This is a genomic window from Kitasatospora sp. NPDC001261 (genome assembly GCF_042896795.1).
In the GTDB taxonomy this organism is placed as follows: Bacteria; Actinomycetota; Actinomycetes; order Streptomycetales; family Streptomycetaceae; genus Kitasatospora.
Window position 1 is genome coordinate 49,943 of the sequence record NZ_JBIAXP010000011.1, and the last position, 26,337, is coordinate 76,279.

The following is a 26,337-nucleotide window of genomic DNA, read 5'->3' on the forward strand; positions in this document are numbered from 1 at the left end:
ACGGGGGTTGACCGGTTACCGACCCCACAATAGGCGCGAAACGTGCATGACGCACAGGTTTCGGGCACTGGCGTGATGACTTGGATGCTCTGTGTGACTCAATAGTCACTGTTCCCGATCAGGAGCCGTTCCAACTCTTTTCGGTCGGGAAGTCCTGCGGGACGGACGATCCGTCCGCTGCGGACGTACAGGAAGGAAGCCGTGACCTGCTCGGGATCGACGCCCGCGTGCTCGGCCCAGGCCAGCCGGTAGACCGCGAGCTGCAACGGGTCGGCGGTCTCCTCCCGGTGGGTCTTCCAGTCCACCACTTCGTAGCGTGACGCACCACCGGATTCCGACAACGCGTCATCTTCCCGGTAGACCGCGTCGATCCGTCCCCGCACCACCCGTCCCGCCAGCACCAGCTGGAACGGCGCCTCCACCCGGTGGGGCTTGCGCTGCGCGTACGGGGTGCGCAGGAACGCCTCCTTGAGCCGCTCCAGGTCCTGCTCGTCCTCGATGCCGTCGTCGTCGGCGCCGGGCAGCGCGCCGGGCTCGACCAGCAGCAGCGGCTCGATCCGGGACTGCACCCAGGCGTGGAAGCGGGTGCCGCGCCGGGCCGCCGGCTGCGGGGGGCGCGGCATCGGACGGGCCAGCTCGTGCGCGAAGCCGTCCGGGTCGGCGGCGAGGCGCAGCAGCTGGGTGGCGGACAGCGAGGCGGGCAGCGGCACGTCCCGCGCGGTGCGCCGGGAGCGCTCCAACTCGCCCAGCAGCGCGGTCAGATCGCGGTCCCAGGAGGCGACCTGGCGCTGGTCCTCGGAGGTCAGCTCCTCGGCCTCGGGGGCCGCCGCGCCCGCCACCCGCGCGCGCACCACCTCGGCGACCCGGCGGCGGGCGTGCTGGGCGGCCGGGTCCAGCGGCAGCGGCCAGGGGCGCTCGACCGGGGAGGCCAGCGCCGGGTTCTCGGCGCCCTTCTCCGGCTGCTCGGCCCAGTGCTCGACCTCGCCGGCGCCGGGCCGCTCGCAGTGCTCGCGCAGCCGCTCCAGGAAGTCGGACGGGCCGCGGACGGTCTTCTGGCTCGGCCCCCACCAGTGCCCGGAGGCCAGCAGCAGCGACCGGGGGCGGGTGAACGCCACGTAGCCCAGGCGCAGTTCCTCGACGGCGGAGTGGTCGGCCAGCTCCTTCTTGAAGGCCGTCATCGACTTCCCGTTCCACCCGCCGCGCACGTCGGGCAGCGTTTCGGCGTCGCCGCGCAGGGCGTGCGGGAGCACGCGCTTGGTGCTCGTCCAGCGTTCGCGCGGGCTGGACGACGGGAACGCGCCCCGTACCAGGCCGGGGACGGCGACCACGTCCCACTCCAGGCCCTTGGACTTGTGCGCGGTGAGCACCTTCACGGTGTCCTCTCCGCCGGGCAGGCTGCTGTCCAGGCCGCGCTCGTACTCCTGGGCGGCGCGCAGGAAGCCGAGGAAGGCGGCGAGGCCCGGGTCGCCGTCGAGGTCGGCGAAGGAGGCGGCGACGTCCAGGAAGGCGTGCAGGGTCTCCCGCCGCCGGGCGGCCAGGGCCTGTGGGGAGGCGGCGAGTTCGACCTCCAGGCCGGTGACGGACAGCACCCGGTGCAGCACGTCCATCAGCGGGTCGGCGAGCGAGCGGCGCAGGTCGCGCAGCTCGGCGGCGAGCCGGGCGAAGCGCACCCGCGCCTCGGCGGAGAACGGCAGGTCGTCGGGCTTCCCCTCGTCGCCGGCCGAGGCGTCGAGGAAGGTCTCCACCGCGTCGGCCAGCGAGACCACCTCGGTCGGGTCGGCCTCGGCGACGGCCGCGGCCAGCGCCTCGACGCCCTCGGGGTGGTCGGTGCGCACCAGGTCGGCGGCCCGGCGGCCGAGCAGGGCGAGGTCGCGCGGGCCGATCCGCCAGCGCGGGCCGATCAGCAGGCGCACCAGCGCGGCGTTGGCGGTCGGGTCCTGCAGCACCTCGCAGACCGCCACCAGGTCGGCCACCTCGGGCAGCTGCAGCAGCCCGCCGAGGCCGACCACCTCGACCGGCACCTCCCGGGCGACCAGCGCGGCGTGGATGTCCGGGAAGGCCGCGCCGCCGCGGCACAGCACGGCGATCCGGCCGGGCGCGGTGCCGGTGCGCACCAGGTGGGCGATCGAGTCGGCCAGCCAGTCGACCTCCTCGGCGTGGGTGGGCAGCAGCGCCGCGCGCACGTAGCCGTCCCGCTCGGCGCCGGGGGCCGGGCGCAGCGCCTCCACGCCCTCGTGCATCTCCCGCAGCGGGGCGGCGAGTTCGTTGGCGAAGGCGAGCAGGCGGCCGCCGCTGCGGCGGTTCTCGCTGAGCGCGTAGCGGTCGGCGGGGCGGCCGTCGGCCTTCGGGAAGTGCCGGGGGAACTCGTCGAGGTTGGCCACCGAGGCGCCGCGCCAGCCGTAGATCGCCTGGCAGGGGTCGCCGACGGCGGTCACCGGGTGGCCGCTGCCGGTGCCGGTTCCGTCGCCGGGGGCGCCGAACAGGCCGGCGAGCATCAGCCGCTGGGCGACCGAGGTGTCCTGGTACTCGTCCAGCAGCACCACCTTGAACTGGCCGCGCAGCAGCTCGCCGACCTCCGGGCGCTGCTGGGCGAGGCGGGCGGCGGCGGCGATCTGGTCGCCGAAGTCCATCAGCCCGGCGGAGCGCTTGCGGCGCCGGTAGTCCTCGACGAGGCGCAGCAGTTCCAGCCGGGCCCGGGCGGTGGCCGGGACGGCCCGCAGGTCGTCGTTGGTGAGCTTGACGGTGGCGAGGGTGTCCAGCAGCCGCTCGTCGAACTCGCGCAGGGTCTGCGGCTCGACCAGGTGCTCGGCGAGTTCGCCGTCCAGTGCGGTCAGGTCGGCGACCAGGTTGGCGAAGGTGCCGGTGAGGGCGGGGAACGGGCCGCGGGCGGTGCGCAGCACCTTGGCGGCGAGCTGGAAGCGGGTGGCGTCGGCGAGCAGCCGGACGTCCGGTTCGATGCCGATCCGCAGGCCGTGCTCCTTGAGCAGGCGCCCGGCGAAGGCGTGGTAGGTGGAGATCTCCGGGTCGCCGAGCGGCTCGGCGCCGTCCCGGTCGACGACCCCGGCCCGCAGGAGGGAGGCGCGCACCCGCTCGGAGAGCTCGCCGGCGGCCTTGTTGGTGAAGGTGAGGCCGAGCACCTCCTCGGGCCGCACGGCGCCGGAGCCGACCAGCCAGACCACCCGGGCGGCCATCACCGTGGTCTTGCCGGAGCCCGCGCCGGCGACGATCACGGCCGGCTCCAGGGGGGCTGCGACGGCCGCCATCTGCTCCCGGTTGAACGGGATGCCGAGCAGCTCCTTGAGCTGGTCGGGATGGCTGAGCACGGCGGTCACCCCGCAACCGTAACCGGAGCGTCGGACAGGATTCACTCCACGAGCTGCGCCCCGTCGCGCTGGGCGGAGCAGCTGCGGCGGAAGGTGCAGCGGTCGCAGCCGCCGCCGGTCTGCGGGACGAAGCGCTCGGCGAGGACCTTCCCGGCCGCCTCGGCGAGCAGGTTCTCGATCCAGGGCTCGCCCTGCGGCGGCTCCTGGTGCTGCACCTTGGGGGTGTCCTGGGCGGCCTTGGCGGCGGGCTCGCGCAGGTGGACGAGTTCGGCGCCGCCGGTGTCCGGCGGGTGCCCGGGGAAGCCGGGCAGCTCGTTGAGGGCGCCGGCCCGGACGGCGAGCTGGTAGACGGCGAGCTGCTTGTGCTCGGGCAGCGACCTGTCGGTGGGTATCTGCTTGCCGGTCTTGAAGTCGACCACGTAGGCGCGCCCGGCGGCGTCCTTCTCCACCCGGTCCATCGAGCCGCGGATGCGCACCGAGACGCCGCCGACGTCGAGGGTGACGTCGAAGCCGTGCTCGGTGGCGACGAGGTCCCGGCCGCGCTCCAGGACGTGCCAGTTGAGGAAGCGCTCCAGGGCGGCGCGGGCCTCGGTCTTCTCCTGCTGGGACTTCCAGGGCGCGTCGAAGGCCAGCGCGTCCCAGACGGTGTCCAGCCGCTCCATGAGCACGGCGAGGTCGGCGGGGGTGCGGCCGGAGCCGACCTCGTCGGCGAGGGCGTGCACCACGTTGCCGAAGCCCTGGGCGGCCGAGCCGGCGCCGCGCGCCTTGACCTCCTTGTCCAGGAACCACTGCAGGGAGCAGCTCTCCAGCTGTTCCAGCCCGCTGCCGGACAGCCGGACGGGCGCGTCGGCGCTGCGCAGCGGCTCGGCGGCGGCGGTCGGGTCGTCCAGGCCCCACCAGCGCTCGGGGCGGGCGGCAGGCACCAGCGGCTGCCCCTCCTCGTCGGTGGCGGCGGCGAGGGTGGCGAGGCGTTCGGCGGCGGCGCGGCGCAGTTCGGGCGAGCGGGCGGGGTCGACGGTGACGGCGCGCAGTTCGGCGACCAGCGCGGCGACGGACAGCGGGCGGCGCGGCCGGTGGGTGACGTCCTCGACGGTGACCGGCGGGGTGCGGCGGACGACCCTGCCGGTCCTGGGGTCGACGTCCTCGCGGTAGAGCTCGCGCAGGAAGCGGGACGGTTCGTCGCCGTCGTCGGCGGGGGCCTTGACGGCGGTGACGATCAGCCGTTCCTTGGCGCGGGTCGCGGCGACGTAGAAGAGCCGGCGCTCCTCGCCGAGCAGCGCGCCCGGGGAGAGCGGTTCGGCGAGGCCGTCGCGGCCGATCCGGTCGGCCTCCAGCAGGGAGCCGCGGCGGCGCAGGTCGGGCCAGAGGCCGTCCTGGACGCCGGCCACCACGACCAGGCGCCACTCCAGGCCCTTGGAGCGGTGGGCGGTCATCAGCCGCACCGCCTCGGGGCGCACGGTCCGGACGGTGAGGGTGTCGGCGGCGATGTCCTGGGCTTCGAGTTCGGCGAGCAGGTCGAGGGCGCTGCGGTGGCCGGTGACCTGTTCCTCGGCGCGGGCGGCGGTCTCGAACAGGGCGCAGAGCGCGTCCAGGTCGCGGTCGGCGTTGCGGCCGGCCGCGCCGCCGCGCAGGGCGGCCCGTTCCAGTCGCTCGCGCCAGCGGCGGCTGCCGTCCCACAGCTCCCAGAGCGCCTCCTCGGCGGTGCAGCCGCCGGCCAGCAGTTCGCGGACCTTGCGCAGCAGGGTGCCGAGGTCGCGGGCGCGGCGGGCGTGCGCGGGGTCGAGGGCGACGAGGCGCTCGGGTTCGGCGAGGGCCTCGCGGATCAGTTCGCCGGCCGGGCGGGGGGCGGCGGCGGGGCCGGGGCCGGGGTCCGTCGTCGCGCTCCCGTCGTCCGCCCCGCCCTCGGGGGTCCGGAGGCGGGCCCTGGCCTCGGCGCGCAGCGCGGCGCGTTCCTCCTCGCGCAGGGCGCGGCCGAGGCGGCGCAGGTCGGAGCCGTCGAGGCCGCCGAGCGGGCCGGTGAGCAGGGCGTGCGCCAGGTCGGTGGTGAGCGGGTCGGGGGCGTCCGGGTCGCCCTGCTTGTCGCGGGCGGCCTGTTCGGCGCAGACCCGCAGGGCGAGCAGCAGCTGGGCGACGGCCGGCTCCTCGCGCAGCGGCAGGTCGTCGCCGTCGATCTCCAGCGGGACGCCGGCCGCGCCGAGGGCCCGCCGTACGCCGGGGATGGAGCGGGCGCCGGCCCGGACGAGCACGGCCATCTCGCCCCAGGGCACGCCGTCCTCCAGGTGGGCGCGGCGCAGCAGGTCGGCGATCGAGTCGAGTTCGGCGCCGGGGGTCGGGTAGGTGTAGACCTCGACCCTGCCGCCTTCGCGGGAGGGCAGCAGGGCGCGGTGCTGGGCGAGCTTGTCGGCGGGCAGCCGGCCCATCGGCATCCGGCGGGCGACTTCCCGGGAGGCGGCGAGCAGCAGGGCGCCGGAGCGGCGGGAGACCCGCAGCACCTTGACCTCGGCGGGGCTGCCGTCGGCCTGTCGGAAGGTCTGGGGGAAGTCGAGGATGCCGTTGATGTCGGCGCCGCGGAAGGCGTAGATCGACTGGTCCGGGTCGCCGACCGCGACGAGGTCGCGTCCGCCGCCGGCGAGCCGGCGCAGCAGCCGGACCTGGGAGGGGTCGGTGTCCTGGTACTCGTCGACGAAGACGACGTCGTAGCGCCGCCGCAGCTGCTCGGCGACGTCGGGGCGCTCGGCGAGCAGCACGGCGCGGTGGACGAGTTCGGCGTAGTCGAGGACGCCGCGCAGGTCGAGCACGTCGAGGTAGTCGGCGAGGAAGTGCGCGGCGGCGGCCCAGTCGGGGCGCTGGACGCCCTGGGCGAAGCGCTCGAGTTCGGCCTCGCCGAGGCCGAGTTCGCGGCTGCGGGCGAGGACGGCGCGGACCTCGTCGGCGAAGCCTCGGGTGGTCAGGCAGGCCCGCAGGTCCAGCGGCCAGGCGATCCGGCCGAGGCCGAGCTTGGCGTCCTCGGCGCCGCCGGCCAGCAGTTCGCGGACCATGACGTCCTGTTCGGGGCCGGAGAGCAGCCGCAGCGGCTCGGCGTAGTCCTCCGGGTCCTGGTGGGCGCGCAGCAGGGCGTAGCAGTAGGAGTGGAAGGTGGTGGCCTGGGGGGCGGCGGCGGTGCCGCCGAGCCGTCCGGACATCCGGTCGCGCAGTTCCGTCGCGGCCTTGCGGCTGAAGGTGAGGACGAGGATCCGCTCGGGGTCGGTGCCGTCCTCGATCCGCCGGGCGACCGCCTCGACCAGGGTGGTGGTCTTGCCGGTGCCCGGCCCGGCCAGCACCAGCAGCGGCCCGCCGGGGTGCTCGACCACGGCGCGCTGGTAGGCGTCCAGCACGGGTGGGTCGGGCTGGACGAGCGGGCTGCGCACGAGCCGGTACGGGGAGGTCACGAACGGGTCCTGGGGTCGAACAGGGGGCATGGCGGGGCGGGCCCGCGTCGGGCCCGCCCGTATCGAGCCTACGGTCCCGCGCTGTCAGTCCGGTCCGTGCGGCGGCCGTCGGTCAAGCCCCCCTAGGGAATCGGCCGACCGTCCCAGCGGGCCCGCTTGAGGTCGACCCGGGGCGGGTCGGCGAGTTCGCGCAGCGGGGTGCCCTCCTCGCCGTAGTGGTCGAGGGCGCGGTGCTCGTGCCCGGGCAGCAGCCGGCCGTCCGCGCGGACGACCCGCCACCAGGGCACCGGGCCGCCGTACAGGGCCATCACCCGGCCGACCTGTCGGGGGCCGCCCTGGCCGAGGTACTCGGCGACGTCGCCGTAGGTCATCACCCGGCCGGGTGGAATCCGCTCGGTCAGGTCGAGCACCAGTTCGGCGAACGGCGGCAGGGCGTCCGGAGGGCCGTCGTGTGTTGCGTCCGTCACCTGCGGCATTCTTCCCTACGGGGGCGCGCCCGCGGCCCCGTCCGTACGATCCGCCGCGCCCGATCCGCCCCCTGTCCCGCACGGGGCGCCGGGGCATGCCACCATCTTCCGGGGCGGTGAGTGGTGATACGAGGACAAGACCAGATGACCGGGACGGCTGACGTGGGCGTGGACAAGGACTCCGACGAGTCCGCTGCCGCCGTGCCGTCGGCGCCCGGGAGCGGGGGCGAGGGCCGGCCCGAACCCGGGCCGACGCCGGAAGTCTCCCTGATCAAGGACCGGACGATCAAGACCCCCGCACCCGCGAAGACCCCCGAGCAGCCCGGCCCGCCCCCGGCCGAGACCACCGGCGCCCCGGCGCCCGCGGCCCCCGCCGCCCCGCCCGGGGAGCCCGAGCCGCCGGACGAGGCCCCGCACCTGGACGTCGACGAGCCGCTGCTCGCCGCCCGCGCGCACCGCCCGTCCGACCTGATCCGCTTCCTGGCCGGCGTCCTCGGGATCGTCGCCGTCTTCGTGCTGGCCGGCATCGCCACCTCGACCACCACCGGCATCGAGCAGGACATCGCCTCCAACGCACCGCACTTCTCCGCGGTGTTCTCCACCATCACCGGCCTGCTCTCCAGCGTCGCGGTGCTCGCCGTGCCGCTGGCCTTCGCGGTCGAGCGGCTGATCAAACGCGACGGCCTGCGGGTCGCCGACGGCGTGCTCGCCTCGGTGCTGGCGTACGGCGTCTCGCTCGGCATCGACTGGTGGGTGGCCGAAGGCGCCTCCGACCACATCCGGGACGCGCTGACCCAGCTGCCGCTGGACAGCACCGGCACCCTCACCGACCCGGTGCACGGCTACCTCGCCCCGGTGATCGCCTACATGACCGCCGTCGGCATGTCGAGCAGACCGCGCTGGCGGGTCGCCCTGTGGGTGGTGGTGGTCTTCAGCGGGGTCACCGAGCTGCTCGGCGGCTACACCACCCCGCTGTCGCTGCTGCTCACCGTGCTGACCGGCTGGTCCGTCGCGTACGGCACGCTGTACGCGATCGGCTCGCCCAACATCCGGCCCACCGGCCAGCACCTGATGATCGGCCTGCGCAAGGTCGGCTTCACCCCGGCCGGTGCCATGCGCGCCCCCGACGCCCCCGGCGGCACCCGCCGCTACCAGGTCACCCAGCAGGGCGGCCCCCCGCTGGACGTGCACATCATCGACCGCGAGCAGCAGGCCTCCGGCTTCTTCTACCGGGCCTGGCGGCGGCTGCGGCTGCGCTCGGTGGCGGTGCGCCGCAGCCCCCAGTCGCTGCGCCAGGCGCTGGAGCAGGAGGCCCTGATCGCGTACGCGGCGGCCGCCTCGGGCGCCCGCGCGCCGCAGCTGGTCGCCACCTCCGAGCTCGGCCCGGACGCCGCGATCCTGGTCTACGAGAACGTCGAGGGCCGCACCCTGGACGAGCTGGCCGACGAGGAGGTCACCGACCCGGTGATGGCCTCGATCTGGCAGTCGGTGACCGCCCTGCACGAGCGCCGGATCGCCCACCGCCGGCTCACCGGCGAGTCCCTGCTGGTGGTGGACGGGCGGACCGGCTGCCTGGTCAACCTCTCCGGCGGCGACATCGCCGCCACCGACCTGACCCTGCGGATCGACGTCGCCCAGCTGCTCACCACCTTCGCCCTGCGGATCGGCCCGGAGCGCGCCGTCGCCACCGCCAACGCGGTGCTCGGCGCCGAGCGGGTGGCGCAGGCGCTGCCGCTGCTCCAGCCGGTCGGGATGAGCCGCTCCACCCGGGTCGACCTCGCCAAGCTCACCAAGGAGCGCAAGGCCGCCGCCCGGGCCAGGGCGCTGGAGCAGGTCGCGGCCGGCGAGCGCACCCAGGAGCAGGCCGAGGAGGACATCGCGGCGGCTGGCGAGGACCTGCTGAGCCGCATCCGCGGCCAGATCCTCCAGATCGCCCCCGAGGCCCCGATGGCCCCGGCCAAGCTGGAACGGCTGAAGCCGAAGAGCCTGATCATGGTGATCGCGCTCACCTTCGCCGCCTACCTGGCCCTGACCACCATCAAGCCGGCCCAGCTGAAGCTCTCCCAGATGAACTGGGCCTGGGCCGCGGCCGCCCTGCTCGCCGCCGCCTTCAGCTACGTCGCCGCCGCGATGAGCCTGACCGGCTTCGTGCCCGAGAAGCTGCCGTTCCGGCGCACCGTCGCCGCCCAGCTGGCCGGCTCCTTCGTCAAGCTGGTCGCCCCGGCCGCGATCGGCGGCATCGCGCTCAACACCCGCTACCTGCAGAAGGCCGGCATCCGCTCCGGCCAGGCGGTGGCCTCGGTCGGCGCCTCCCAGCTGGCCGGCCTGGCCGGGCACCTGCTGCTGCTGTTCAGCTTCGGCCTGATCACCGGCAGCCAGACCAACGGGGACCTCTCCGCCTCCCGCGCGGTGATCATCGGCGTGCTGACCGCCGCCGTGCTCGCCCTGGTGGTGGCCGCCGTCGCGCCGCTGCGCCGGTTCGTGCTGGGCCGGCTGCGCTCGCTGTTCTTCGGCGTGGTGCCGCGGATGCTCGACCTGATGCAGACGCCCAGCAAGCTGGTCACCGGCTTCGGCGGCATCCTGCTGCTGACCCTCTCCTTCACCGCCTGCCTGGACTTCTCGGTGCAGGCCTTCGGCGGCGACGTCAGCTTCTCGGCCGTCGCGGTGGTCTTCCTGACCGCCAACGCGGCCGGCTCGGCGATCCCCACCCCCGGCGGCATCGGCCCGGTCGAGGTCGCCCTGATCGGCGCCCTGACCGTCGCGGACGTCTCCCCCGCGGTCGCCACCCCGGCGGTCTTCCTCTACCGGGCGCTCACCTTCTGGCTACCGGTGCTGCCGGGCTGGATCTCCTACAACGTGCTCCAGCGCAGGAACGCGCTCTGAGCCGCCCCCGGACATGTGGAAGGGCCCGCCGGTCACCTTGGGAATCCAAGGCGCGGCGGGCCCTTCCCCGTGCGCGTCCTAGTAGACCGGCTTGTGCGGCTCGATCTGGTTCACCCAGCCGAGCACGCCGCCGCCCAGGTGGACGGCGTTGCCGAAGCCCGCGGCCTTGACCACGGCCAGCACCTCGGCCGAGCGCACGCCCGACTTGCAGTGCAGCACGATCTTCCGGTCCTGCGGCAGCTTCTCCAGCGCGTCGCCCATCAGGAACTCGTTCTTCGGGATCAGCACCGCGCCGGGGATGTTGACGATCTCGTACTCGCCGGGCTCGCGGACGTCGATGAGGTAGATGTCCTCCTTGTCGTCCTGCCACTGCTTGAGCTGCTGCGAGGTGATGGTCGAACCGGCGGCGGCGGCCTGCGCCTCCTCCGACACGACGCCGCAGAAGGCCTCGTAGTCGATCAGCTCGGTGACCGTCGGGTTCTCGCCGCAGACGGCGCAGTTCGGGTCCTTGCGGACCTTCACCTGGCGGTAGTTCATCTCCAGGGCGTCGTAGATCATCAGCCGGCCGAGCAGCGGCTCGCCGATGCCGGCCAGCAGCTTGATCGCCTCGTTGACCTGGATCGAGCCGATGGACGCGCACAGCACGCCCAGCACGCCGCCCTCGGCGCAGGAGGGGACCATGCCCGGCGGCGGGGCCTCCGGGTACAGGCAGCGGTAGCAGGGGCCGTGCTCGGCCCAGAACACGCTGGCCTGGCCGTCGAAGCGGTAGATCGAGCCCCACACGTACGGCTTGCCCAGCAGCACCGCGGCGTCGTTCACCAGGTAGCGGGTGGCGAAGTTGTCGGTGCCGTCGACGATCAGGTCGTAGCCGGCGAAGATCTCCATGACGTTGGAGTTGTCGAGGCGCTCCTCGTGCAGCACCACGTTCACGTACGGGTTGATCTCCTTGACCGAGTCGCGGGCCGACTCCGCCTTGGAGCGGCCGACGTCCGACTGCCCGTGGATCACCTGGCGCTGCAGGTTCGACTCGTCGACCACGTCGAACTCGACGATGCCCAGCGTGCCGACACCAGCGGCGGCCAGGTACAGCAGGGCCGGCGAGCCGAGTCCGCCGGCGCCGACGCACAGCACCTTGGCGTTCTTCAGCCGCTTCTGCCCCGCCATGCCCACGTCCGGGATGATCAGGTGGCGGGAGTACCGGCGGACCTCGTCAACGGTGAGCTCGGCGGCCGGCTCGACCAGGGGTGGCAACGACACGGGGACTCCGATGGGTCTTGTTCGGGTGGCCAGGGCCAGCCTCGCTGCGGGTTGCTGCTCCGCCACTCGGGTGGCTGTCTAGGCCAACAGTGTCACGCGCCCCCGGTATTCCGAGACAGCCCGTCCGATGGGCGAGACGGGCGGCACCGGATCGTGGAACCCGCGGCCGGACCCCCGGAAGGCGCCCCGAACCCGTGGTTGACGGGCCCGGGGCGCCGCGCGGGAGGCGCTCACACCCGGCAGGCCGTCTCCAGCCAGACGTCGCCCAGCGACTCCTCCAGCGGCACCTGCGTCCGCCATCCGAGACGGTCCCGGGCGGTGCGCACGTCCGCCTGCCGCCACGGCACCGGCTCGCCCGGCACCGCCCGGCCCTCCGGCCGGTGCCCCTCCGGCCGGTGCCCGGGCAGGTGGTGGCCCGGCAGGTGGTCGCCGCCCGCCCCGACGGCCTGCGCGGGCAGCAGGACCGGCCGGTTCTCCTCGACGATCTGCCCCTCGAAGCCCGAGGCCCGCACCAGCAGCTGGGCCGCGTCCCGGGCCCGGACGGCGTGCCCGCTGCCGATGTTGACCACCCCGGTGGCGGCCGACACCGCGGCCGCCTGGATGGCCCGCGCGACGTCCCGGACGTCCACGAAGTCCCGGAACCCGGACAGGTCCGGCATCCGCACCTGGTGCTCGTCCCGCTCCAGCGCCCGCCGCAGGCCCTCGGCCAGCCGCCCGAACAGCGAGGCGGTCGGCGCCCCCGGGCCCACCACGTCGAAGACCCGCAGCACCGCCGCGTCCAGCCCGGAGGCCAGCACCAGCTCCGTCCCGGCCAGCTTGGACACCCCGTACGGGCCGACCGGCCGCGGCTCGGCCTGCTCGGAGACCGGCACCCCGCCGGGCACCGGCCCGTACTCGGCGGCCGAGCCGACGTGCACCAGCCTGGCCGGCTCCCGGCAGCGCCGGATGGCCTCGCAGACCGTCGCGACGGCCAGCGTGTTCGACCGGATCAGGGTGCGCGAGCTGCCGTAGGTGGCGCCCGCGCAGTTGATCACCACCTGCGGCGCGACCGCGTCCAGGAACCGGGCCAGCGCGCCCGGGCTCCCGGTGGTCAGGTCGAAGCGGATGTCGGCCGAGTCGCGTCGGCCGAGCACCGTCACCTGCAACTCCTGGTCCATCAGCAGACGATCGGTGACCCGGCGGCCGATGAAGCCGTCGGCGCCCAGCAGCAGCACCCTCATCGGGGGCGTCCTTCCACGAAGCCAGCTCGGGACGACCTGGCGGAACGGATTCAACGAAGTTCAACGAACGGGACGGGAGCGGGAACCGTGAACCGGGCCCCGACAAACGTCGAACAGGGGGTGGCGAACGGGCGGACGGCGCTCACCGGTGCGAGCCGGCCCGGCCGAGCACCGCCCCGGCGTACGCCAGCAGCGCCGCCGCGACGGTGCCGCCGCCGAGCAGCCAGGCCTCCGGGCCGGAGCGCCCCAGGGCGAGCGGGCCGAGCACCGCGGCGGCCCCGGCCGACGCCCCCGCCGCGGCCGACGCCGGCCGGCCGCACCGCGCCAGCAGCACCGGCAGCACCACCAGCAGGCCCAGCACGCCCTGCGCCGCCCACTGGGCGGGGCCGGCCCGCTCGGCCGCCAGGTGCAGCAGCCCGCCGCCGTGGCCCGGCCCGGGGCGCGGGGCGACGACGGCCAGCACCGCCAGCGCGGCGAAGCTCAGCACCCCGAGCACCGCCAGGTGCAGGGCCAGCGCGACCGGGAGCACCGGCCGCATCCGGGCCCGGAACTCCGCCAGGGTGCCCGCCGCGCCCAGGTGGCCGCGGCCGAGCTGCCGGTACCAGCGGGCCGTCCGCTCGGCCGACCCGGCCGACACCGCCGCCGCCAGCACCAGCGCGACGGCCAGCGGGCGGTCCCCGCCCGGCAGGGCCGGCGGGAGCAGCAGCAGCGCGGCCAGGCCCAGCCCGTGGCCCAGCGCCGCCGGCCGCAGCCGGGAGCCGGGGTACGGCCGGGGCGCCGGCCCGGGCCCCAGCACCCCGGGCCCGGCGCAGGGCGGGCCGGGCTCGGCCGGGGCCGGTGCGGTCAGCGCGGGCAGCAGCACCAGCGGGACGGCGGCGGGCAGCAGCACCGGCCAGCGCGGGCCGAGCGCGGCCGCCCCCGCGCAGGGCAGCGCGGCCAGCGCGGCGGCGGTCAGCGCGGCCCGGGCCGCGGCCCCGCCCGACCGCGGCTGCGCGGGCCCGGGCTGCGGCGGTCGGCGCGGCACCCGGGCGTACAGCTCCTCGGCCAGCGAGAACAGGTCGGCGTGCCGGCAGCGGGCGGCGGCGTCCTGGCCGAGCCCGGCCTCCTCCAGCCCGGCGGTGATCTCCAGCGGGTCGACGGCGCGCTCGCACAGCTCCCGGTGCTCCGCCATCACCTCGCGCACCGGGTCCGCGCTGCCGCCGGGCAGGGGGCCGCCGGACATCAGCGGGCCTCCGCGAGTTCGGCCGGCCGCACGCCCTCGGCCGCCGTGTCCGCGTCCCGCGCGCCGCCGTCCGGCGGGGTGCCGCCGCGCGGGCCGTCGGCCAGCCAGTACTCGGCGGGGCGGGCGAAGGGGCGCGGCGCCGGGACGCCCTCGCCGCCGCCCCCGCCGCCGGGGAAGGCCGGGTACTGCGAGACCAGCTCCAGGTAGATCTCCCGGAAGGCGCCGATCACCGGCTCCACGGCGAAGCGTTCCTGCGCCCGCAGCCGCCCGGCCAGACCGAGCCGGCCCCGCCGCTCCTCGTCGCGCAGCAGTGCCAGGCAGGCGCCGGCCAGGGCGCGCGGATCGCGGGCGGGCACCAGCAGCCCGGTCGGCCCGACCACCTCGCGGGCCACCCCGACGTCGGTGGCGACCACCGCCCGGCCGCTGAGCAGCGCGTCGGCGAGCAGCCGGGGGCTGCGCTGGGAGAGTCCCGAGAAGACCGCCACCGTGCCCGACTCCCAGGCCCCGGCCAGCGAGCGGGGCCGTCCGGCGAACTCCACCGCCGGGGCCACTCCCAGCCGCTCGGCCACCGCCGCGCAGTGCGCCCGGTAGCCGGGCGCCGCTTCCTCCCCGTACACCACCAGCCGGGCGCCGGGCAGGTCGGCGCGGACCCGGGCGAAGGCGTGCAGCGCCAGCTCCGGGTCCCGGCCCGGCTCCAGCGCGCCCGCCCACACCAGGGTCGGCGCCGCGGGTTCCGGCCCGGCGGCCGGGCGGTCCACCGCCGGGGTGCCCTCGTACACCACCCGGGTGCGCGCCGGATCGGCCCCGCAGCGGCGCTGCCACTGCTGGTCGTGGGCGCTGCCCGGGGTGAGTATCGCGGCCCGCCGGTACGTCTCCTCGGTGAGCGCCCGGAAGAAGGACAGCAGCAGGGCGCGGACCGGCCACCGGTACGGCGCCTCGCGGTAGCCGAGGTACTGCTCGCGCAGGTGCAGTCCGTGCTCGGTGACCACGAACGGCACCCCGTGCAGGTGCCGGGCTACCAGGGCGGGCAGCGCGGCCGGGCCGCCGCCGACCACGTGGCACAGGTCGACCGCGCCGAGGCCGCCGGGGCCGGTGCCGTACCAGGGCGCGGACAGCGGGCGCAGGCACTGTTCCAGCAGGTCGGCCGCGACCAGCACGTCGCAGACCAGCGACTGCCCGGCCGAGGTGTCCGCGCCGGGCAGCCGCCAGGTCCGCTCCAGCAGCCGGCGGGCGTGCGCGGAGGCCAGGAAGGCGGGCAGCGTGCCGTCCTCCCGGGCGAGCGCGGCCAGCCGGTACAGCCCGGGCCCGAAGCCCGCTCTCTCCCCGGGCAGCACCAGGGCCCGCACCAGCTGTTCGTACGCCCCGGCGTACCGGCGTCTGCGCGGCGCGCGCGGTGCCCGGCCGCCCGGCCGGCGCCCCCACAGCGCCAGCTCGTACGCGCCGCGCCAGGCGGGCGACAGCCGCTCCGCCGCGCCCGGCTGTTCCGGGCCGGTGAGCAGGTACCGCTCGAACCCGTGCTCCGGCAGGCCCTCGGCGAGCCGGTCGCACCAGCCTCCGGTACCACGGCGGGGATGCGGACGGGCACCCTCGGTGAGCAGGGCAACGCGCACGGGAGACCTCCGGGGCAGAGCGGATTCGCTGGGCGGGACCACGGACGGACCGACGGGTGCCCGGGCGGCCCGGGCAGTGGCCCGGGGTGCCCCCGTACGGCGGCGGGGACGGTCGGGGCCGGGGAGTCCGGTCGGCCGGGGCCGGCGCCGCGGTGCCTCCGGGCGGCCCGGTCGCGGACGCGCCGCGTTCCGTTCCCCCGGGCGCCCGCTCCGGCGGTCGGGCCCGACCCGCCGGGACCTCGGCCGCGACCGCCCTCCGGTTCCTCCGGCGGCCGCGACTCCCCCACACCTGTTCGGTCCGACAGCAGAAAGGTAGGACCGGCCCGGGCCGATCCATCGGTCACATGCCTGCCTGCCACCTGATCGAGTGAACCGACGTGACCTCGACCGGGACCAGGGCGTTACCGGGCGGTATGCGCGGCCGCCCGCGCGGCCCCGCCCGGGCGCGCGGTCGGCCCGCCACGGCACGCGCTCAGCCCCTGGTCCGCGCCCGGCCCGCCGTGTGCGCCCGGGCCGTGGTCCGCGCTCAGCCCGCGGTGTGCGCGATCAGCTCCCGCACCGCGCGGGCGACCTCGTCGGGGTGCTCCATCATCGCCACGTGCCCGGACTCCGGCAGCACCAGCAGCCGGGCGTCCGGGAAGGCCGCGCAGGCGCGGCGGGCCGAGCGGTAGGAGACCAGCTTGTCGCGCAGCCCGTACACCAGCAGCACCGGCGCCTCGACCCGCTCGGCCTGCCGCCACAGCGCCTGGTCGCCGCGCTCGGTGTACGCCGAGACGATGCCGCGGGCCGAGCCGACCAGCGCCTGCATCGCGTGCGGCACCTCCAGCCGGCGCCGGTACTCGGCCACCGCCTCGGCCCGGGCCGCCGGGCTCAGGCTGCCCGGGTCGCCGTAGACCAGCCGCAGCAGGTCCTCGGTGGCCGCCTCGGCGTCGCGCCCGCCCGCGGACAGCCGGCGCAGCACCGCGGGCACCCCGGGCACCGCGAGCAGGGCGGTCGGCCAGGCGGAGTGCTGCGGGGGCAGCTCGGGCAGGGCCGGGGAGACCAGGGTGAGGCTGCGCACCAGGTCCGGGCGCAGCGCCGCCAGCCGGACGGCGACCGCGCCGCCCAGCGAGTTGCCGAACAGGTGGACCGGGCCGCGGCCGGAGGCCTCCAGGTAGCCGATCACCGCGCGGACGTGGCCGGAGACGGTGAGGTTGCCGTCGGTGGGCGGGTGGGAGCGGCCGAAGCCGGGCAGGTCCACGGCCTCGCCGTCGACCTGCTCGCCGAGCCGGTCCATCAGGGCCTCCCAGTTGGCGGCCGAGCCGCCGAGGCCGTGCACGAAGAGCCCGGGCTCGCGCCCGTCGGCGGCGCCGTCGACGGCGGGTCGGTGCACCGCGAGCACCGCGCCGGGGACCTCGACCGTACGTACCTGCTGCTCAGCGCTGCTCATGGTGGACGATGGTAATGAGCCCGCCCCGGGAACCCCGGGGTGGTCCGGCCGCCGGCCGCCTCCGTTCCACCACTGCCGAGGCCGAGGTCAGCGCCGTATTGTGGGCTCCTGACAACCAGGCCGATCGTCTTTTCTCGCCTTCGCCGAACGCGGACGCGGTTACCGAAAAGTAGAATCGGCCATCTTGCCAGCCGCGAACAGACCCCGAAGTGAGGAGCGCCGTGACGGCCATCCAGGAGGCGCAGGAGCGCCCGCGCGGTGCCCGCCTGCCGCGAAGCGCCCGCCGTGAACAACTGCTCGGTGCCGCCCAGGAGGTGTTCGTCGCGCAGGGCTACCACGCGGCCGCCATGGACGACATCGCCGACCGCGCCGGGGTGAGCAAGCCGGTGCTCTACCAGCACTTCCCCGGGAAGCTGGAGCTGTACCTGGCGCTGCTGGACAAGCACTGCGACGCCCTGGTCGAGTCGACCCGCGAGGCGCTGTCGGCGACCACCGACAACAAGCAGCGGGTGGCCAACACCATGGAGGCGTACTTCAACTACGTCTCCAGCGAGTCCGGCGCCTTCCGGCTGGTCTTCGAGTCGGACCTGACCAACGAGCCGGCCGTGCGCGAGCGGGTCGAGCGGGCCTCCGAGGCGAGCGCGACGCTCGTCAGCAAGGTGATCCAGGAGGACACCGACCTGCCGGAGGCGGAGTCCAAGCTGCTCGCCGCCGGGGTCTGCGGCCTGGCCCAGATCACCGCCCGGTACTGGCTGTCGCAGGGCCTGGCGATCCCCCGCGACGAGGCGGTCCGGCTGGTCGCCAGCCTGTCCTGGCGCGGTCTGAAGGGCTTCCCGATGCACCCGGGCGAGCAGTCCGGCGAGGGCACCGCCCACCAGGGCTGATCCGCCGACCTTCGCCGGGCCGGGGATCCGGTGCTCTATGGTGAAGCCGTACGGCACGGTCGCCGCGAACGCTTGTCCCAGGCGGTCCGGTGCCCGTGCGTGGAGGCTGCAACCCCGGAGGGACGGAAGCCGTGGAGGTCAAGATCGGCGTGCAGAACGCGCCCCGCGAGATCGTGATCGAGAGCTCGCAGACTGCCGATGAGGTCCAGAGCGCGGTCGCGAAGGCGCTGGAGGGCTCGGAGAAGATCTTCGCGCTGTCCGACGAGCACGGCCGTCGCATCATCGTCCCGGCCGAGCGCCTGGCGTACGTGGAGATCGGCGAGTCGGCCGCCCGCAAGGTCGGCTTCGGCACCGCCTGAGGCGCCGCAGCACAGCATCGTCCGGTGCCCCGTTCCCGCGAGGGAGCGGGGCACCGTCGTGTCCGGGGGCCGCTGTGGCCCGTGGGGCTCCGTCGCGTGTACGAGCGGGTGGGGCGGGGTACGGCGAGGGTGCGGCGCCGGTGCCGCACGCCCGTCCCCCCGGGAGGCAGCCTTGCTGGTCGAGTCGATCGTCTTCGCCCTCGTCGGCCTGGTCACGGGCGGCACGGCCCTGCTGGCCCGGCCGGCGTACTTCCGGGCCGCCCGGGCCCTGGTCCTGGGCACCGCGCTGGCGGCGGCGCTGGTCGGCGGGGTGGTCGCGCACTTCAGCGTGGACGGCCGCCAGCCCGCGGTGTCCGTCGCGGCCGCGGCGGTGGCCTCGGGCGTGCTCACCTCGGTGCTGGCCCGGCCGGACCTCGCCGCGGGGCGCGCCCCGGCCCACCGGCACCACCCGCACCGGCCCGGCGCCCACCGCGCGGCGCGGCGGCACCGGGCGGCCTGAGCACCCCCGGTAGGTCGCGGGCCGCTAGGAGGCCAGGCCGAGGGCGGCCATCCGCTTGGTGTGCGCCTCGGTGATCCGGTTGAACATCTTGCCGACCTCGACCAGGTCGAAGCCCTGCACCTGGACGCCGCCGACCAGCAGGTTGGACAGCGCGTCGCGCTCGGCGACCACCCGCTGGGCCTGGCTGAGCGCCTCGCCCATCAGCCGCCGGCCCCACAGGGCGAGCCGGCCGCCGGCCCGCGGGTCGGCCTCGATCGCCTGGCGGACCTTGTCGACGGCGAACTGGGCGTGGCCGGTGTCGGACATGACGCTCAGCACCAGGTCGCGGGTGTCGTCGTCCAGCCGGACGGCCACCTCGCGGTAGAAGTCGGTCGCGATGGCGTCGCCGACGTAGGCCTTGACCAGGCCCTCCAGCCAGTCCGAGGGCGCCGTCATCCGGTGGAACAGCTCCAGCGGCTCGACGAACGGCCGCATCGCCTCCTGCGGGTCGGCGCCGACCTCGGCGAGCCGGTCGTGCAGCCGCTGGTAGTGCTGGAACTCGGCGGAGGCCATCCGGGCCAGCGCCGCCTTGTCGGCGAGGTCGGGCGCCAGCTTGGCGTCCTCGGCGAGCCGCTCGAAGGCGCTCAGCTCGCCGTACGCGAGCGCGCCGAGCAGGTCGAGCACCGCCGCCCGGTAGCCGGGGTCGGCCGAGCACGCGGCCCAGTCCCCGATCGAGCCGGCCGCCGCGTCCTGCGTCTCACCATGGGTCTCCATGACCCGCAACTTTAGTCCCGCCCGCCTGTCCGCCCCACCACCAGGCACGCCCGGGTGACCGCCCGGACCGGCCGCTCCGGTGGCAGTTGCCGGGGGCAATGTCAGACGCGTCACGTGTTCGAGTCGTCGCCTGACTGTATGGTGGTACGGAGCCCGTCGTGTTCGCATGGTGTCACCGCCGTCTCGGTACCCCGCGCGAACCCTCCGTAGCGGCACCGTCCAACCGGACGTGTCCGCACCGGTGGCACGGGTACTCACGTACGCGGATGCCCGGTCGGAGAGCCGATCGGCTCCGACCATGGCTTGGACCTCAAGCCTTGGCACCGCATCAGTGGCCGAGCGAGGGCCGCCGAGACCACGCCCCGAGGCGGAGGTCCCGCGCAGGTCCCTCACGGGAATCCTCCCCGACGCCGCCGGCGACGCGCCCCGCACCGGGCAGCGCGCACCGGCCGGCCGCAGGGACCGGCGCGGTTGTGCGTCCGCGCAGCTGTACCAGGGCCGTCCAGGCCCGTAGACAGCCGCGCGGCTGCCCGCCCGCCGCTCGCTCTCGGCCCTTTCGAAAACGGAAGAGGCAGCACCCTGTCCACCACCGCTGAACCCATCAAGACGACCTTCCGGGACCTGGGGATCCTCCCGGAGACCGCCGAGGCACTCGAGTCCGTCGGCATCGTCCACCCCTTCCCCATCCAGGAGATGACCCTCCCGGTCGCGCTGACCGGCCACGACGTCATCGGCCAGGCCAAGACCGGCACCGGCAAGACCCTCGGCTTCGGCCTCCCGCTGATCGAGCGGGCCATCGTGCGCGCCGACGTGGACGCGGGCCGGGCGACCGAGGAGCAGCTCTCCGACTTCCCGCAGGCGCTGATCGTCGTCCCGACGCGCGAGCTCTGCACCCAGGTCACCAACGACCTGCAGACCGCCGGCAAGGTCCGCAACGTCCGCGTGCTCGCGGTCTACGGCGGCCGGGCGTACGAGCCGCAGGTCGAGGCGCTCAACAAGGGCGTCGACATCGTGGTCGGCACCCCGGGCCGTCTGCTGGACCTCGCCGGGCAGAAGAAGCTGAACCTGTCGAAGGTCCGCGCGCTGGTCCTGGACGAGGCCGACGAGATGCTCGACCTGGGCTTCCTGCCCGACGTCGAGAAGATCATCACCATGCTGCCGGCCAAGCGGCAGACCCTGCTGTTCTCGGCCACCATGCCGGGCCAGGTCATCAGCCTCGCCCGCCGGTACATGAGCCAGCCGACCCACATCCGGGCCGCCGCCCCGGACGACACCGGCGCAACCGTCGCCAACATCGAGCAGCACATCTTCCGTGCGCACTCGCTGGACAAGGTCGAGATGGTCTCGCGCATCCTGCAGGCCGACGGCCGCGGGCTGGCGATGATCTTCTGCCGCACCAAGCGCACCGCCGCCGACGTCTCCGACCAGCTGACCCAGCGCGGCTTCGCGGCCGGCGCGGTCCACGGCGACCTCGGCCAGGGCGCCCGCGAGCAGGCCCTGCGGGCCTTCCGCAACGGCAAGGTCGACGTGCTGGTCTGCACCGACGTCGCGGCCCGCGGCATCGACGTCGAGGGCGTCACCCACGTCATCAACTACCAGTGCCCCGAGGACGAGAAGACCTACCTGCACCGGATCGGCCGCACCGGCCGGGCCGGCGCCTCCGGCACCGCCGTCACCCTGGTCGACTGGGACGACATCCCGCGCTGGCAGCTCATCAACAAGGCGCTGGACCTGTCGTTCAACGACCCGGAGGAGACCTACTCCACCTCGGCGCACCTGTACGAGCTGCTGAAGATCGCGCCGGGCACCAAGGGCATCCTGCCGCGCTCGGAGCGCACCCGCGCCGGGCTGAACGCGGAGGAGGTCGAGGACCTCGGCGAGACCGGTGGACGCGGTGCCCGCGCACCCCGCGGCGGTCGCGGTGGACGCGGCGGCCAGGGCGGCTCGGACCGTCCGGGCTCCGGCTCCGACCGTCCGGGCTCCGACCGTCCGGGCTCCGGCGCGGCCGAGGCCGAGGAGCAGAAGCCGCGCCGCAACCGTGAGCGCCGCCGCACCCGTCGGGGCGCGGCGGTCGGCACCGAGGGCGAGGCCGTCGCCGGCGTGACCGAGGCCGCCGCGGCGGCTCCGGCCGTCGAGGGCGCCGAGGGCGAGGCCGCGCCGCGCCGTCGCCGCCGCCGCTCGCGCGGCGGTGCCGCCGCTGCCGAGGCCGTGGCGGCGGTCGAGGCGACTCCGGTCGCCGAGGCCGTCGTGGCCGAGGCCGTGGCGGTCGTGGAGGCCGCCGTCGAGGCGATCGCGGAGGCTCCGGCCCCGGCGAAGAAGGCCACCCGCACCCGGACCCGCAAGCCGAAGGCGGAGGCCGTCGAGGCCGTCGAGACCGCTGCTCCGGTCGTCGAGGCGGCTCCGGTCGCCGAGGCGGTCGTCGAGGCTCCGGCCCCGGCCAAGAAGGCCACCCGGGCCCGCAAGCCGAAGGCGGAGGCCGTCGAGGCCGCCGCCCCGGCCGCCGAGGCCACCGAGGCTCCCGCCCCGGTGAAGAAGGCCACCCGCGCCCGGAAGCCGAAGGCCGAGGCCGTCGAGGCGGCTCCGGTCGCCGAGGCCGCCGCCGAGGCTCCGGCCCCGGCCAAGAAGGCGACCCGGGCCCGCAAGCCGAAGGCCGTCGCCGAGACCGCCCCGGAGGCCCCGGCCGCCGAGGCCGCCACCGAGGTCCCGGCCCCGCGCAAGCGCACCCGCACCCGCAAGGCGGCGGCGCCCGTGGAGGCCACCCCGGAGAGCTGACACCCCCGTGTCTCCCCCGAGGGGGCGGGCCAGGCCACCCGGCCCGGCCCGCCCCCTCGGGCGTTCCGCCCGCCTCCTAAGCTCGGGGGCGTCGGGGAGCGCCGACAGGACAGCAGGGAGAGCAGCCCATGAGCACGCCGCCGTTTCTGACGCTGCCCGGGTGCGCGCGGGCCGAGCGGCTGGTGACCGGGCGCGGGGAGTTCGCGGCGCTGCGGGCGGAGCCGGCCGGGCCGGTGCGCGGCTCGGCGCTGCTGGTGCCGGGGTTCACCGGCAGCAAGGAGGACTTCATCGCGCTGCTGGAGCCGCTGGCGGACGCCGGGTACCGGGTGACGGCCGTGGACCAGCGCGGGCAGTACCAGACCGGCGGTCCGGACGATCCGGCGGCGTACGCCGTCGGGGCGCTCGGCGCGGACGTACGGGCGCTCACCGGGGTGCTGGCGGCCGAGGCCGGGGGCGCCCCGCCGCACCTGCTGGGGCACTCCTTCGGCGGCCAGGTGGTGCGCGAGGCGGTGCTCGCCGCGGCCGCGGAGGGCCCGCTGCCCTGGCGGTCGCTGACCCTGGTGTCCACCGGCCCGGGCGCGATCGACCCGGCCGAGGCGGCCCGCACCGGGCTGCTGCTGGACGCCCTGCGGGGGATGGACCTGGAGCAGATCTGGCAGGTCATGCGGCAGCTGGAGGCGGAGAGCGGGCAGCCGCGGCCGAGCCTGGAGCCGGCCGTCGCGGAGTTCCTGCACCGCCGCTGGCTGGCCAACGTGCCGCGGGCGCTGTCCGTCACCGGCGCTCACCTGGTGGCCGCGCCGGACCGGGTGGCGGAGCTGGCCGCCGCCACCGCCGGGCTGCCGGTGCTGGTGCTGTCCGGGGTGCGGGACCACGCCTGGCCGGTCCCGGAGCAGACCGCGATGGCCGAGCGCCTGGGCGCCCGCCGGGTGGTGGTCGCGGACGCCGGCCACTCCCCCAACGCCGAGCAGCCGGCCGCCACGGCCGGGGCGCTGGCCGCGTTCTGGGCCTGACCGACGCGGTCGGGGCCGCGCCGGTTCCCCCGGTCCGCCGAAAGTGGTCTGTACCACTTCTTCAAGTTCGATCGGCTTCAACACAGGACAAAATTCGTTAGTTACGGTAATCTTTGATTCTGTCCGGGAATCATCGCCGGCCTCCACCGCGGCACCGATCACCCGAAACCTGGGCTTTACGGACGGGCAACGGCCCGGTAGCACCGCCACGACACCGTGGTGCACGAGGCACTGGACGCACCAGGCAAGCAGGGGGAGCCCTTGCCGCAGCAGACCGCCACACGCGCGACGACCCGCCCGATCCGGCCTCACCTCCGGATCCGCAAGACCCCGAGAGAGCTGATACCGACTCAGCCGCCCCCGCCCCGCCCCGCGGGGCCAGGAAAGGAGACGCCCATGACGAAGACCATGCGCTTCGAGATCGTCCGACTCGACGAGACCAACGGCTCCGCCGCCGACCGCCAGATCGCCGACGCCGCCACCGTGCGCGAGGTCGTCCAGGCCGCCGCCCGCACCGGCGAGCGCCTGCTCATCCGTCCGTGCCCGACCGTCTGACCCGGCGCGGCGCCTCCGACCGGGAGGCCTCACCCGCCCCCGACGAGCCGGGAGCGTCCGATCCGGACGTTCCGATACCCGACTGACGCCCCGTCACCGCATTCGCCGATGACGGGGCGTCAGTGTTTCCGGGGTCGGCACCCCGGACGTTTGCCGCCGCCCGGGACGGGACATCCCCCAACGGGAACCGCCCGTGCCACGCCCACCCGGCGCCGGTCCGGGCGCCCGCCACCGACAGGTGCCGCCGAGCCCTCCGTACGGGTGATCGTCCTTGACGCGGCGGTCCGGAGGGAGGAGCGTTGACGGCTATGAGGGGCGAGCCCAGCTGCCCGAGGTGCGCCGGTCGGGTCCGCGCCCCCGGTCTGTTCTCAGACACCTGGCAGTGCGACCGGCACGGAGCCGTGCACCCGATGCAGCCCGTGCTGCCCCCGAGTGTGGAGGCCCTCGGCGTCGCCGTCGCCCGCTCCCAGGTCCCGGTCTGGCTGCCCTGGCCGCTCCCGGTCGGCTGGCTCTACACCGGCATCGCCCACGTCGGCGACGACGTCTCGGGCGCCCGGGCCACCGCCGTCGCCTGCTCCGGGCCCGCGCCGCTCGGCGGCTTCGGCGAGCTGGTGCTGGTCGCCGAAGAGCTGGGGGTCGGCCTCGGCGCCCGCTACGCGGGCCTGTCCGGGCCCGACCCGGGCGACTCCGTCGGCCTCTACAAGCCCGCCGACGCCAAGCTGCTGGCCGCCGGCCGGCCCACCCCGATGTTCCACGTCCCGGACGCCCCGGCCGACCGCGCGGTGTTCGTCGGCGAGGCCCGCGGGCTCTGGCTCTGGGCGGTCGCCTGGCCCGAGCAGTCCGCGCTGGTGATGTACGACGAGCTGGTGCTGACCGACCTGCGCGAGGCCGGCGCCGAACTGGACCTGCTGCCCTGCGGGGCGCTCTCCCCCCGGCTCCTCGGCTGACGACCGGCCCTAGGCCTATCCTGGGCGGCACCCACGAGCCTCCAGGAGCCCGATCCGTGCGCATCGACCTGCACGCCCACAGCAACGCCTCCGACGGCACCGACAGCCCGGCCGAGCTGGTCGCGGCGGCCGTCGCCGCGGGCCTCGACGTGGTGGCGCTGACCGACCACGACACCGTGGCCGGCCACGCCGAGGCCGCCGGGGCGGTGCGCGCACTGCCCGCGGGCAGCCGGCTGACCGTCGTCCCGGGCGCCGAGCTGTCCTGCGCCGTGGACGGGATCAGCCTGCACCTGCTGGCGTACCTGTTCGACCCGGAGGAGCCGGAGTTCGCGCGCGAGCGGGACCTGGTGCGCACCGACCGGTTCCGGCGCGGGCGGGCGATCGTGGAGCGCTGCCGGGAGCTCGGCGCGGAGATCAGCTGGGAGCAGGTGCGGCGGATCGCCGGGGCCGGCTCGGTCGGCCGGCCGCACATCGCCAGCGCGCTGGTCGAGGCCGGCGTGGTCGCCACCGTCTCGGACGCCTTCACCGCCGACTGGCTGGCCAACGGCGGGCGGGCGGACGTCCGCAAGCACGAGACCGACCCGGTCACGGCGGTCCGGCTGGTCCGGGTGGCCGGCGGGGTGCCGGTGTTCGCCCACCCGGGCGCGGTCAAGCGCGGCCGGACGGTCTCCGACCAGGTGATCGCCGACCTCGCGGCGGCCGGACTGGCCGGGCTGGAGGTCGACCACACCGACCACGACGAGGAGACCAGGGAGCGGCTGCGCGGCCTGGCCGGCGAACTCGGCCTGCTGGTCACCGGCTCCAGCGACTACCACGGCACCCGCAAGACCGTACGGCTCGGCGAGCACACCACCGACCCGGAGGTGTACGGGGCGCTGCTGGCGCAGGCGACCGGCGCGAAGCCGATCGAGCGCTGAGCGGACGCGAACGAACGCGAACGCCGGGCCAGGGGATCATGAGTCCCTTGGCCCGGCGTTCGGAGTTCGGAGTACGGCCGGGCGGCGGTCAGTCCAGCCGGACGCCGCGTCGGCCCGGGTCGCGCAGGTCGGCGCCCTGGTCGAGCCAGCGCTCCTGGAGCGCGGCCGCGCCGTGCACCCGCTTCCAGCCCGCCTCGTTGGGCGTCATCGGCAGCAGCGGCAGGAAGCGGACCGGGTCGGCCGGCTCGGCCAGCTCCAGGTCCTCGACCAGGCCGCCCGGTTCGGCCGCGAGCACCGAGGTGAAGGGCGCGCCGTCCCAGAGCGGCGAGCCGAGGTCCAGCGAGCCGCCCGGGGCCACCACCAGGCCCTCGACCTGCGGGGTGGCCGCGAAGGTGGCCAGGGTGCGCAGCACGCTGTCGCGCCCGCCCCGGACCGTCAGCACCAGTTCGACGCGCGGGCCGCGGACCTGGTCGGCGACCGGCGCGGTCGGGTCGGCCATCGGTGCGGCGGACATGCCGAGCGTCGCGTACCGCACCAAGCCTTCGGCGTCCGGGCCGAAGCGCAGCACCTCGATCCGGTCGGCGCCGAGGAAGGTGACCGCGGCGCGGCCGCCCGGTTCGCCGAAGGTGGAGATCAGCCGGGCCTCGACGGCGGCCAGCACCGCCTCCCGGGTGAGCTCCGGGGAGCTGCCGCCGTGGGGGTCGCCGAAGAGCGGGAAGTCGTGCGCCATGCCGGTGAGCGTAACCCCCGGGGGTTCGCGGGCCGCGTGCGGGCGGGCCGGAGGCGGTGCGGCGGGGCGCCG

At 75.7% G+C, this 26,337-nt stretch carries 19 protein-coding genes; 9 read left to right on the forward strand and 10 right to left on the reverse strand.

The features are described from left to right. Positions 1 to 98: 98 nt before the first annotated feature. From ACFY4B_RS16500 to ACFY4B_RS16510, 3 genes are all read right to left on the reverse strand, one after another. Positions 99 to 3,332, reverse strand: a complete 3,234-nt coding sequence (locus tag ACFY4B_RS16500) for a UvrD-helicase domain-containing protein (protein ID WP_387968400.1) — start codon at positions 3,330 to 3,332, stop codon at positions 99 to 101. 32 nt (positions 3,333 to 3,364) lie between these two features. Then, positions 3,365 to 6,781: an ATP-dependent helicase gene (locus tag ACFY4B_RS16505; RefSeq protein WP_387968402.1), complete on the reverse strand. Its 3,417-nt coding sequence runs from the start codon at positions 6,779 to 6,781 to the stop codon at positions 3,365 to 3,367. A gap of 92 nt (positions 6,782 to 6,873) precedes the next feature. Beyond that, positions 6,874 to 7,227, reverse strand: a complete 354-nt coding sequence (locus tag ACFY4B_RS16510; RefSeq protein ID WP_049657293.1) for an MGMT family protein — start codon at positions 7,225 to 7,227, stop codon at positions 6,874 to 6,876. 135 nt (positions 7,228 to 7,362) lie between these two features. On the opposite strand from ACFY4B_RS16510, the gene ACFY4B_RS16515 reads away from it, so the two are divergent. Then, on the forward strand, positions 7,363 to 10,101 hold the full coding sequence (locus ACFY4B_RS16515; protein WP_234348593.1) for a lysylphosphatidylglycerol synthase transmembrane domain-containing protein: 2,739 nt from the start codon (positions 7,363 to 7,365) through the stop codon (positions 10,099 to 10,101). A gap of 78 nt (positions 10,102 to 10,179) precedes the next feature. Here ACFY4B_RS16515 and moeZ read toward each other — a convergent pair whose 3' ends face one another. From moeZ to ACFY4B_RS16540, 5 genes are all read right to left on the reverse strand, one after another. After that, on the reverse strand, positions 10,180 to 11,358 hold the full coding sequence (moeZ, locus tag ACFY4B_RS16520) for an adenylyltransferase/sulfurtransferase MoeZ (RefSeq protein WP_074001386.1): 1,179 nt from the start codon (positions 11,356 to 11,358) through the stop codon (positions 10,180 to 10,182). 230 nt (positions 11,359 to 11,588) lie between these two features. After that, positions 11,589 to 12,578, reverse strand: a complete 990-nt coding sequence (locus ACFY4B_RS16525) for an NAD(P)-dependent oxidoreductase (protein WP_049657289.1) — start codon at positions 12,576 to 12,578, stop codon at positions 11,589 to 11,591. 142 nt (positions 12,579 to 12,720) lie between these two features. Next, complete coding sequence (locus ACFY4B_RS16530; protein WP_387968405.1) at positions 12,721 to 13,800, reverse strand: hypothetical protein; 1,080 nt, start codon at positions 13,798 to 13,800, stop codon at positions 12,721 to 12,723. Beyond that, positions 13,800 to 15,410 (reverse strand): DUF3492 domain-containing protein, encoded by a 1,611-nt coding sequence (locus ACFY4B_RS16535; protein ID WP_387968407.1) that lies wholly within the window; start codon positions 15,408 to 15,410, stop codon positions 13,800 to 13,802. Before ACFY4B_RS16535 ends, ACFY4B_RS16530 begins: the two co-directional genes overlap by 1 nt. A gap of 526 nt (positions 15,411 to 15,936) precedes the next feature. After that, positions 15,937 to 16,839: an alpha/beta fold hydrolase gene (locus ACFY4B_RS16540; protein WP_387968409.1), complete on the reverse strand. Its 903-nt coding sequence runs from the start codon at positions 16,837 to 16,839 to the stop codon at positions 15,937 to 15,939. A gap of 221 nt (positions 16,840 to 17,060) precedes the next feature. Between ACFY4B_RS16540 and ACFY4B_RS16545 the strand changes: the two genes are divergently transcribed. From ACFY4B_RS16545 to ACFY4B_RS16555, 3 genes are all read left to right on the forward strand, one after another. Continuing rightward, positions 17,061 to 17,723, forward strand: a complete 663-nt coding sequence (locus tag ACFY4B_RS16545) for a TetR/AcrR family transcriptional regulator (RefSeq protein WP_049660673.1) — start codon at positions 17,061 to 17,063, stop codon at positions 17,721 to 17,723. A 131-nt stretch (positions 17,724 to 17,854) separates the two neighbouring features. Beyond that, entirely contained in the window at positions 17,855 to 18,082 is a 228-nt protein-coding gene (locus ACFY4B_RS16550; RefSeq protein WP_049660675.1) for a DUF3107 domain-containing protein, read from the forward strand. Between the two features lie 172 nt (positions 18,083 to 18,254). After that, the gene (locus ACFY4B_RS16555) at positions 18,255 to 18,581 is read left to right on the forward strand and encodes a hypothetical protein (protein ID WP_387968411.1); all 327 of its coding nucleotides are present in this window, start codon (positions 18,255 to 18,257) and stop codon (positions 18,579 to 18,581) included. Positions 18,582 to 18,605: 24 nt separating this feature from the next. Here the strand turns inward: ACFY4B_RS16555 and ACFY4B_RS16560 are convergent, their stop codons facing one another. Then, positions 18,606 to 19,334 (reverse strand): ferritin-like fold-containing protein, encoded by a 729-nt coding sequence (locus ACFY4B_RS16560; protein ID WP_049660234.1) that lies wholly within the window; start codon positions 19,332 to 19,334, stop codon positions 18,606 to 18,608. Between the two features lie 693 nt (positions 19,335 to 20,027). On the opposite strand from ACFY4B_RS16560, the gene ACFY4B_RS16565 reads away from it, so the two are divergent. The 5 genes from ACFY4B_RS16565 to ACFY4B_RS16585 all read left to right on the forward strand — a co-directional run bounded on the left by ACFY4B_RS16565 (position 20,028) and on the right by ACFY4B_RS16585 (position 25,535). Beyond that, a complete protein-coding gene (locus ACFY4B_RS16565) occupies positions 20,028 to 22,106 on the forward strand; it encodes a DEAD/DEAH box helicase (RefSeq protein ID WP_387968413.1) in 2,079 nt (692 codons plus the stop codon). A gap of 128 nt (positions 22,107 to 22,234) precedes the next feature. Further along, a complete protein-coding gene (locus tag ACFY4B_RS16570) occupies positions 22,235 to 23,116 on the forward strand; it encodes an alpha/beta fold hydrolase (RefSeq protein WP_387968415.1) in 882 nt (293 codons plus the stop codon). Positions 23,117 to 23,512: 396 nt separating this feature from the next. Next, positions 23,513 to 23,671, forward strand: coding sequence for a hypothetical protein (locus ACFY4B_RS16575; protein ID WP_158077673.1), 159 nt, complete (start codon positions 23,513 to 23,515; stop codon positions 23,669 to 23,671). 308 nt (positions 23,672 to 23,979) lie between these two features. After that, a complete protein-coding gene (locus ACFY4B_RS16580; protein ID WP_063780222.1) occupies positions 23,980 to 24,618 on the forward strand; it encodes a DUF6758 family protein in 639 nt (212 codons plus the stop codon). A gap of 56 nt (positions 24,619 to 24,674) precedes the next feature. Continuing rightward, positions 24,675 to 25,535 (forward strand): PHP domain-containing protein, encoded by an 861-nt coding sequence (locus tag ACFY4B_RS16585; RefSeq protein WP_387968417.1) that lies wholly within the window; start codon positions 24,675 to 24,677, stop codon positions 25,533 to 25,535. Positions 25,536 to 25,623: 88 nt separating this feature from the next. Here the strand turns inward: ACFY4B_RS16585 and ACFY4B_RS16590 are convergent, their stop codons facing one another. After that, complete coding sequence (locus tag ACFY4B_RS16590; protein WP_079271871.1) at positions 25,624 to 26,265, reverse strand: suppressor of fused domain protein; 642 nt, start codon at positions 26,263 to 26,265, stop codon at positions 25,624 to 25,626. Positions 26,266 to 26,337 lie beyond the last annotated feature (72 nt).